Below are 8,721 nucleotides of genomic sequence, written 5' to 3'. Positions count from 1 at the left end.
CCCCTCGAAAGCCGTGAATGGCACATCGAGGGACTCAGAGTCCCTCGATGTGCCATTCACGGACTTGGCGGCGGGCGGGTCGCAGGCGGGCGGGTCAGCGCTGGTGGAGGCCGGCGGCACGCTCCGGCAGGCACCAGTGCGTGCCGGTCGTCCAGCCGAGGAACCGCCGTCCCGCACCGTCCGCGGTGGTACCGGACTCCGTGAAACGGCCACCCGCCACCACCTGCGCGAGACCCGCCACCGCCGGGCCGAAGCGGTCCTCCAGGCCCGCCCGCGCCACCTGCTCGCCGAGCCGGTCCACCGCCGCGCGCTGGGCCGGCTCGTCGCAGAAGCTCAAGAAGAACAGCGCCTGACGCCAGGCGTAGGCGGCGTTCTTCACCGTCTGCAGGGCCGCGTGGTGGTTGTCGACGCGCATCGCCAGGCGGCGGACCACCCAGGTGAACACCCCGTCGGCCAGCTCGGGTGCGGACGCGCGGAGCCGGGGCCGCAGCGCGAGCGTGTCCACCAGGACGGCGAGGTTCTGCGTCGTGAGGATCTGGCTCTGCTCGAGGACCGTGCCGTTGGCGGCCACCGAACCGAACCCGCGCTTCGGCCGCGCCTCCTCCGCGCGTGCGACGCAGACCGCGGCGAAGTCGTCCGCGGTCTGCTTGCCGAAGGCACGGGACCAGCGCGGCCGCGGGGCCGCCGGCCACGTCGCCGGCAGGTCGTAATAGCGCGCGTAGAGCGTGCCCGCCAGGGCACCGCCGGCGATCTCCGCCGCCGCGCGCCACTTCGCCGTGAACGTGCCCGTGAAGATGTCCGCCGCGACCTCCTCCACCAGCGGCATCGGCGTTCCGGCCTGCTTCGCCAGCGCGCCCAGCTCCCGGATCAGGGTGTTCGGCAGGATCGCCTGCGGCCACGACCCGAGCGCCAGCAGCACCGTCTGCGTCAGCGTGTGCCGCGCCGCCCGGGCGGCGTCCGGACGGTGCGCCCGCAGCGGTTCGAGCGCGCGGATCCACGGCAGCTCCTCGATGCGGACCTGGTGCTCCAGGTCGAGCAGCAGCAACCCGCGACGGCGCCGGAACGCCGCGTACGTCTGCGCGTACAGCGCCGCGAGCCGGTCGTCCTCGAGGTTGGCGGCCAGCAGCTGCGCGGTGATCTGCGGCAGGACCGTCGCCAGCACGTCGGCCGACGTGATCACGTCGCGGGCGACCAGCTCCTCGATCGGCGCCTCCCACGCCCGCACGACCTTCGCGGCGAGGTGCGCGGGAGCCTCTCCGGTGACCTCCTCGACCTCCGGGAGACCGCCGTCGGCGGGGTAGTGGTCCAGCCGTCCGGCCAGCGCGGCCGCCAGCTCGGCGTACGTCGGCCGCGCCGCGACCGCTGCCTGCACCGCACGCACCGCCGCGCGCGCTTCCGACCCCGGCGCACCGTGCTTGGTGACGGTGTTCGCCAGGGCACGGCGGATCCAGCCGACGTCCCGGCCGGTCAGCTCGGCACTGTCGTGCTCGCACGCCAGCAGCGCGCGGTGCAGCCGCGCGAAGTTGCTCTTCGGGTGCGTGTGGGCGGTGGACGCGGTGTGCCGCGCGCTCGCCGTCGCGTGATCGGCGAGCCACCGCGCACGCCGGCGAGCCCAGTCCTCCGGCCACTCGCGACACGGCCAGCTGCCGCTCACCGAGCCATCCTCGGCCAGCCGCGGCAGGTCGCCGTCGACGGTGTCGCACCACAGCGCGACCAGCCGGTCGAAGAGCGGGTGCCACACCTTCAGCGTCTCCAGCATCGCCGCGATCGCAGGCGTGGTGGTGGCCGCGCGCAACGTTTCCCGGACTTCGCCGACCGTGCTCAGCCGCACCAGCGCGCCCGCCGGCCGCGGCGTGGCGCCCGGCACGGGTGCGAGGCGCAGGCGGTGCAGCAGCGGGCGCAGCTCGGCGACCAGGTCGAGCGCGGCTTCGGCGTGCCCGTGGTCCAGCAGCCAGGCGACGACCGGCAGCGCGGCGTCCTCCGGCACTTCCACCCGGTAGGTCTCGGTGGCCAGCGCGGACCGCAGCGAGGCGAGACCCGCGTCCGTGAGGTGCCAGAGGTTGAGCCGCTCGCGGTCGGTCGTGCCCGGCCCGGCGGCGGGCAGGGCGGCTTCGGCCGGGTGCAGCGGGACTTCGGCGACGTACCGGCCGGTGGCGAACCCGCCGTGCGCGACCTCGAGGGTCACCCACGCCGGGGTGTCGGCGACCGGCGTCCGCGAGCCGATCCGCAGCGTGCCGTCGGTTATCCCGGTCAGGACGTCCTGCCACCGCCCGGCCTTCGCCCGGGCACGGGCGCGCGTCGCACCGTCCTTTGCGGACGCCGCGGTGCGCAGCGCCCGTTCGAGCTGCCCGTAGGCGTAGCCGGTGGCCATGTGGATTCCCCCTGGTGAACACGAGACTTGGAGGCAGGGCTCGAACCTGCGCCCTCCCGGATAACAGCCGGGTGTTCTGCCTGCTGAACTACTCCAAGGTGCGGGGGTGGACACGGAGGCGGGACTCGAACCCGCGCCCTCCCGGTCCCGAGCCGGGTGATCTGCCGCTGAGCTACTCCATGCCGCTGCCCGCGGGGGGAAGCCTATTCCGCGGGACTGCCTGGTGCCACCGGCTTTTCGCCGAGCCGGTGCAGGACGGCCGCCGCGAGCGCGGTTCGTTCCAGCATCCCTTCGACACTGATGTGCTCGTGACGTGCGTGGGCGCCGTCGCCGACCGCGCCGAAGCCGTCCAGCACCGGGTGGCCCAGTGCCGCGACGAAGTTGCCGTCGCTCGCGCCGCCCACCGAGCACTCCGCCAGCGTCACTCCCAGCTCCGCCGCCGCGGAACGGGCCAGGTCGTACAGCTCGGCGATGGCGGCCGAACGTTCCATCACCGGGCGGTTCCAGCCGCCCTCCACCGTGACCGTCGCCCGCGGGTCGTGGGCCGTCAGCGCCGCCAGGCCCGCGTCGACGCGGGCCGCCTCCGCTGCGCTCGACACGCGCACGTCGATCTCGCCCGACGCCGCGCCCGCGATCACGTTCTGCCTGGTCCCGCCCCTGATCACGCCGACGTTGACCGTCGTGCCGGCGGCCGGGTCGGCCAGGCCGTGCAGGGCCAGGATCGCGCGAGCCAGTTCGTCGATCGCGCTCGCGCCCTTGGTCGGGTCCAGGCCGGCGTGGGATTCGACGCCGGTGGCGCGCACGCGGAACAGGCCGACGCCCTTGCGCGCGGTCTTCACCGCGCCGCCGGCGCTCGCCTCGAACACCAGTGTCGCGCTCGTGCCCGCCGCGGCCTCCTCGATCACCGGCCGGGACGCCGGGCTGCCGATCTCCTCGTCGCCGTTGAGGACCAGCCGGACGGCCGGGCGGGGGAGGCCGGCCGCGTCCAGCGCGCGCAGCGCCCACACCGCGTGGACCAGGCCCGACTTCATGTCGAAGATGCCCGGCCCGGTCGCGCGGTCGCCGTCCACGGTGAACGGCCGGTCGGAAAGGGTGCCGAGCGGCCACACTGTGTCGTAGTGGGCCAGGATCAGGACCGGCGTGCCGGTGCCGGTGAAGTCGTAGACCTTGATGTCGCCGTGGACGCCGCCGTCGACGTCGCGGACCGTCGAAGGCGCGCCCAGGCGCTCGCGCAGCCAGCCGTCCACCCAGGACAGTCCACGCGCGAGGCATTCCTTGTCGTCGCTGGGGGTTTCGATGCCGACGTAAGCGGCGACGTCGGCCAGCAGCTCGTCGCGGTGCGCCCGCACCCACTCGTGCAACTCCCGGATCACAGGCTTCGCTCCAGTTCGCTCAGGTGGTCTTCGGACATCGCGGCGGCGCCGGCTTCGACGTCCCGCAGCCGTGCCAGCATCGCCCGCAGCAACGGTACGTCCGCTTCCGCCAGTACGGGCGCGTAGTGGTGGTGCACCTCGACCGGCCGGTGCCGGACGGCGATGTCGCGCCAGATGCCGCTGCGGTCCTTCGGCTGGGTCCGCAGCCACGCGACCAGCCGGTCGGTCGCCTCCTCGCGGCCGGACGCGCCGGGCAGGTACGCCGCCGGGTCGAACTGGTCGAACGCCTCCAGCGTCCGGTCGCCGGCCGCCGTGAGCACCTCGGCGGTGAGCGCGTGCATCAGCGGGCGGTGGCGGTCGATCAGGTCGGCCATCGGCGCGTCGGCCAGCGCCGTCGTCGTCAGCATCGCGCCGAAGCCGAGCTTCGCCCACAGGTAGCCCTCGACGTTGGCCGTCGCCTTGGCCGGGCCCCACGCTTGCAGGTCGGCGACGACTTCTTCGACGCGGTCGCTGATCCGCCCGTCCGGCTCGCCGACGACCAGCGCGCCCAGGCCGCCGTCGCGGATGACGCCCGGTTCGGCGACGTCGGCGAACAGGTTCACGAACGCGCCGACTGTGCGTTCCGCGCCGATGTACGACGCGATCAGCGCCTCGTTCAGCCCGTTCTGCAACGAGACGACGAACCCGTCGCGCGCGAGCCGCGGCTCCAGCCACTGCAGCACGTTCTCGGTGGCCTGCGCCTTGACGGCGAGCAGCACACGGCCCAGCACCGGGGGAGCGTTGTCCGGCACGAACGCGGGCAGGTCGACCGTTTCGTCGCCGTCGGGACGGCGCAGGGTGAGACCGCGGTCCACGATCGCCGCCACGTGCGCAGCGTCCGCGTCCACAATGGACACGGCGTGTCCGGCGCGGGCGAGGTGGAAGGCGAGTGTCCCGCCGATCGCGCCGCCGCCGACCACGGTGTACGAACGCCGGTCAGACATGTGTTTCCCCTCCGTTTTGGACGGCGGTGCCGCCGGCCCAGTGCAGTGGCAGCCCGGCCGCGCCCGCGGTGGACCCGCCGTCGACGCGCAGGATCGCGCCGGTGATCCAGCCCGCTTCCGGTCCGGCGAGCCAGAACACCGCGTCGGCGATCTCGCGCGGCTCGCCGCGGCGGCCGAGCGGGTTCACCGACACCGCCGCCGCGTACTCCTCGGTGACCGGGTTCGCGTCACTGTCCACGGTGACGAACCCCGGGCTGACGGCGTTCACGCGGATGCCGAGCCCGCCGAGTTCGACCGCGCTCGCCTTGGTCAGCATTTCCAGGGCGGCCTTCGACGTCGCGTAGTGCGCGGCGCCCGGCCGCGCGCGGGTCGCCGCGCCGGAGGAGATGTTGACGACCGCGCCAGGACGGCCGGCGCGTCCGAACGCGACAGTCGTCAGCAGCGCGGCCCGCACGTTCACGTCCTGGACCCGGTCCCACGTCGCCGCCGTCATCTCCAGCAGCGGCGTGGCGGGGTAGATGCCCGCGGCGTTGACCAGGACGTCGACCGCGCCGGCCTGGGAGACGAGCCCGGACGCGTGGTCCGCGTCCGCGAGATCCCCGGGCAGTTCGACGACCTCGACGCCGTGGTCCGCGCGCAGCCGTCCGGCCACTGTGGACAGTTCGACCAGGCGCAGGTCGGCCAGCACCAGGCGGTCGCCGGCGGCGGCGAAGCGGTCGGCGATCGCGGCGCCGATGCCGCCGCCGGCGCCGGTGACGAGCACGTTGCGCACTACAGTTCCTTTCCCTTCGTCTCGGGCATCGTGAGGTACACCGCGACGCCGACCACGGCGGCGGCCGCGACGTAGACCCACACCAGGTTGCCAAGGTGGTTCGCGTTGAGCCAAGTCGTGACGTACGGCGCGGTCCCGCCGAAGATCGCCACGGCCAGCGCGTACGGCAGCCCGATCCCGGTGGTGCGCACCTCGGCGGGGAACTGCTCGGCCATGATCACCGCGCAGTTCGCCGAGTACCCGACGATCAGCACCAGCCCGATCAGCTCGATGACGAACACACTCCAGAACCCGTTCGACAGGAAGTGGAACGCGGGCCAGGCGAACACCACGAACCCGACGGCGAACGCCGTCATGGTCGGCTTGCGCCCGAGCCGGTCCGACAGCAGGCCGCCGAAGGGCAGCAGCACGATGAACACGACCATGGCCAGCGTGTTGGCCAGCAGCGCCGTCTTGAGCGGGATGCCGGTCGACAGGTGCGCGTACGTCGGCATGTAGGTGACCCACACGTAGTAGATCAGCGTGCCGGCGATGGTGATACCGGCGACGCGCAGCGCGGCGCCCGGGTGGTCGCGGACCATCGCGACGACCGGGTTGCGCCGGCGCGGCTGCGCGGCGACCTTGGTGAACGCCTCCGTCTCGTGCACCGACTGCCGCAGCCAGAGCCCGACCAGGCCGAGCAGCCCGGCGACGCCGAACGCCAGCCGCCAGCCCCAGCCGTGCAGGTCCGCGTCGGACAGTGTCGAGTTCAGGATCGTGCCCATCAACGCCGCGAGCAGGGAGCCGAGGCCCACCGAGACCTGCTGCCAGGACCCGGCGAACGCGCGCCGCCCGGCCGCAGCCGACTCGATGAGGAACGCCGACGACGACCCGAACTCGCCGCCCGCGGAGAAGCCCTGCACCAGCCGGGCCAGCAGCAGCACGAGCGGCGCCAGCACGCCGATCTGCGTGTACGTCGGGCACACCGCGATCACGATCGACGCCCCGGCCATCAGCGAGATGGTGAGGGTGAGGCCCTTCTTGCGGCCACGGCGGTCCGCGTACGCGCCGAGGACCGCGCCGCCGATGGGCCGCATGACGAACCCGACTGCGAACACGGCCAAAGTGGACAGCAGCGCCGCGGTGTCGTTGCCTCCGGCGAAGAACTGGCCGGCGAACACCGGGGCGAACGTGGCGTAGACGGCCCAGTCGACCCATTCCACGGTGTTGCCGACGGCACCCGCGACGATCGCTTTCCGCTGCTGGGCTGTCAACCGGTGGGACACGTCCGTTGTAGACAGTGTCGTCATGGCCGCTCCTCGAGGACGTGGGCGACGACCTGGGCGTGGGTGGCGAACCAGACGCCGTCGTGGCCGCCGATGTGGTCGAGCAGTTCGGTGAGGATCGTGATCCGCGAGCGGTGCCCGATGATGTGCGGGTGCATGGTGAGCTGGAACAGGCCGCCGTCGGCGTAGGCCGCGTCGAACTCGTCGCGCCAGATCGAGAGCACTCCGCGCGGGGGCGTGTAGGGCCGCAGCGACGCGAAGCGGTCCATCATGAAGTACGGCGCGTCGTCGCGGATCCACTCCACCGGCAGCTCGACGACGCCGGTGGGCTCGCCGTGTTCGAGGAGCTCGTAGCAGTCGTCGTCGGCCATCAGCGACGAGTCGTACTTCAGGCCGAGCTCGCGCGTGATGGCGAGGGTGTGCGCGGAGAAGTCCCACGACGGCGTCCGGATGCCGACCGGCCGGGTGCCCGCGAGCCGCTCGAGGACGTCGGCCGCGCGGAAGGCGAGGTCACGCTCTTCGGTCTCGGACAACGCGGTGTTGCGCTCGTGGATCCAGCCGTGCAGCGCGACTTCGTGTCCGGCGTCCACATAGGACTTGACTTCGCCGTCGTGCAGAAGTGCCGACACGGCCGGTACGAAGAAGGACGACGGTGCCGAGTAACGCTCCAGGAGGCGCAGCAACCGGGGCACGCCGACGCGGGCGCCGTACTCGCCCTGCGCCATCTTGCCGGGCAGTACGTCGCCGTCGCGCAGCGCGGGCGTCTCGTGGTCGGAGTCGAACGACAGCGCCACGGCGACTTTCGCGCCGCCGGGCCATGACCCGGGACGCAGTGAGCGTCCCGCCCGGACGTGCTCCACGTGCCCTCGCCACGTCGTTTCGTCCCACAGCCAGGGTTGTTCGGTCATGCTTCCTCCAAAGCGGCGGCGGGCGTCGGGGCCCACGCGCGCTTGAGCGTCGAAACCTGCAGGGTCACGTCGGCCTCCCGGAGCCCGGGCAGCGCGCCGACGACGTCGGTGGTGTGGCGGTACAGCTCGCCGTAGTGGCGCAGCACGATCTGGCCCACCAGGTTGAACCGGCCGGTGGTGGCCGAGAGGTACTTGGTGCCCGGGTGCGCGGCGAGCTGCTGCCCCGCGCGGTCGAGCTCGCCGGGGACGACCGAGAGCCAGAGCATGAACTCCAGCGCGTACCCGAACATCGCGGGCTCGGCGAGGGTGCGGAAGCGCAGGCAGCCGCGGCGCACGAGGGAGTCGACCCGGCGGGCCACCGTGGACTCGCTGGTGCCGATCTGCCGGGAGACCTCCTTGAACGGCAGCCGGCCGTCTTCGCCCAGGGCCGCGCAGATCGCGAGGTCCACCTCGTCGAGCTGCTCGGGCGGGCGCTCCCAGTGCTGCTCCTCGAACGGCCGCACGTCCCCGCCGCGCAGGTCGGCGACGGCTTCCGGGCTCAGCTCGCCGGAGTCCCAGTCGTGGTTGGAGGTGAAGGTGCGCATCACGGCGAAGGTCTCGACGTCGTGGACGTCGCCGGCGGCCGGGAACCCGGCGCGCTGCAGCCGCGCGATGTCGCGGTAGGACGGCAGGACGAACTCGGCCGAGCAGTCGGCGCTGCCGGCCAGCACGCTCGCGTAGCGCACCTCGGGCCGCGCGGCGAGCGCTTCGGCGACGCCGGCGGCCGTGCCGGGCCGGCACCGCAGCCGGGCGAGCACGGGCACGCCGAGCCCGCACCGCAACACGTCGACCACGGCGATCACCCGCAGCTGCCGGCTCTCGGTCAGCTGCGCGGCGCGCCGCAGCACGGTGGACTCACTCGCGCCGACGTGCCGCGCGACGGCACCCCACGAGGCCCTGCCGTTGAGCTGCAGGGCACCGACGATGCGCCGGTCCAGGTCGGTCGCTTTGACTTCATTCTGCACGAGACGCATCCTGAATGCAGGAATACGTCAAGTCAAGGGGTCTTG

General features: G+C 73.0%; 7 protein-coding genes and 2 tRNA genes. All 9 read right to left on the bottom strand.

Annotated features, from left to right (window positions below):
- Positions 1-94: 94 nt before the first annotated feature.
- The 9 genes from OG494_RS17205 to OG494_RS17165 all read right to left on the bottom strand — a co-directional run bounded on the left by OG494_RS17205 (position 95) and on the right by OG494_RS17165 (position 8,685).
- On the bottom strand, positions 95-2,371 hold the full coding sequence (locus OG494_RS17205) for a hypothetical protein (protein ID WP_328456855.1): 2,277 nt from the start codon (positions 2,369-2,371) through the stop codon (positions 95-97).
- Between the two features lie 25 nt (positions 2,372-2,396).
- A tRNA-Asn gene (locus OG494_RS17200) sits at positions 2,397-2,469 on the bottom strand.
- 9 nt (positions 2,470-2,478) lie between these two features.
- Positions 2,479-2,553, bottom strand: a tRNA-Pro gene (locus OG494_RS17195).
- Positions 2,554-2,574: 21 nt separating this feature from the next.
- Positions 2,575-3,744 (bottom strand): M20 family metallopeptidase, encoded by a 1,170-nt coding sequence (locus OG494_RS17190; RefSeq protein ID WP_328456853.1) that lies wholly within the window; start codon positions 3,742-3,744, stop codon positions 2,575-2,577.
- Positions 3,741-4,727 (bottom strand): ketopantoate reductase family protein, encoded by a 987-nt coding sequence (locus OG494_RS17185; protein ID WP_328456851.1) that lies wholly within the window; start codon positions 4,725-4,727, stop codon positions 3,741-3,743. The genes OG494_RS17190 and OG494_RS17185 overlap by 4 nt, the downstream gene beginning before the upstream one ends.
- Positions 4,720-5,499: an SDR family NAD(P)-dependent oxidoreductase gene (locus OG494_RS17180; RefSeq protein WP_328456849.1), complete on the bottom strand. Its 780-nt coding sequence runs from the start codon at positions 5,497-5,499 to the stop codon at positions 4,720-4,722. The genes OG494_RS17185 and OG494_RS17180 overlap by 8 nt, the downstream gene beginning before the upstream one ends.
- Complete coding sequence (locus OG494_RS17175; protein ID WP_328456847.1) at positions 5,499-6,788, bottom strand: MFS transporter; 1,290 nt, start codon at positions 6,786-6,788, stop codon at positions 5,499-5,501. Before OG494_RS17175 ends, OG494_RS17180 begins: the two co-directional genes overlap by 1 nt.
- On the bottom strand, positions 6,785-7,672 hold the full coding sequence (locus OG494_RS17170) for a polysaccharide deacetylase family protein (protein ID WP_328456845.1): 888 nt from the start codon (positions 7,670-7,672) through the stop codon (positions 6,785-6,787). The genes OG494_RS17175 and OG494_RS17170 overlap by 4 nt, the downstream gene beginning before the upstream one ends.
- Positions 7,669-8,685 (bottom strand): Lrp/AsnC family transcriptional regulator, encoded by a 1,017-nt coding sequence (locus tag OG494_RS17165; RefSeq protein WP_328456843.1) that lies wholly within the window; start codon positions 8,683-8,685, stop codon positions 7,669-7,671. The genes OG494_RS17170 and OG494_RS17165 overlap by 4 nt, the downstream gene beginning before the upstream one ends.
- Positions 8,686-8,721 lie beyond the last annotated feature (36 nt).

The sequence above is a fragment of the Amycolatopsis sp. NBC_00438 genome, assembly GCF_036026695.1.
Classification (GTDB): domain Bacteria; phylum Actinomycetota; class Actinomycetes; order Mycobacteriales; family Pseudonocardiaceae; genus Amycolatopsis.
This window is presented reverse-complemented; position numbering and strand designations above follow the sequence as displayed.

Bases quoted from the DNA above. Each gene is read 5' to 3' on its own strand.
- OG494_RS17205 (WP_328456855.1), bottom strand. From the start codon at position 2,371: ATGGCCACCGGCTACGCCTACGGGCAGCTCGAACGGGCGCTGCGCACC.
- OG494_RS17185 (WP_328456851.1), bottom strand. From the start codon at position 4,727: ATGTCTGACCGGCGTTCGTACACCGTGGTCGGCGGCGGCGCGATCGGC.
- OG494_RS17175 (WP_328456847.1), bottom strand. From the start codon at position 6,788: ATGACGACACTGTCTACAACGGACGTGTCCCACCGGTTGACAGCCCAG.
- OG494_RS17170 (WP_328456845.1), bottom strand. From the start codon at position 7,672: ATGACCGAACAACCCTGGCTGTGGGACGAAACGACGTGGCGAGGGCAC.
- OG494_RS17165 (WP_328456843.1), bottom strand. From the start codon at position 8,685: ATGCGTCTCGTGCAGAATGAAGTCAAAGCGACCGACCTGGACCGGCGC.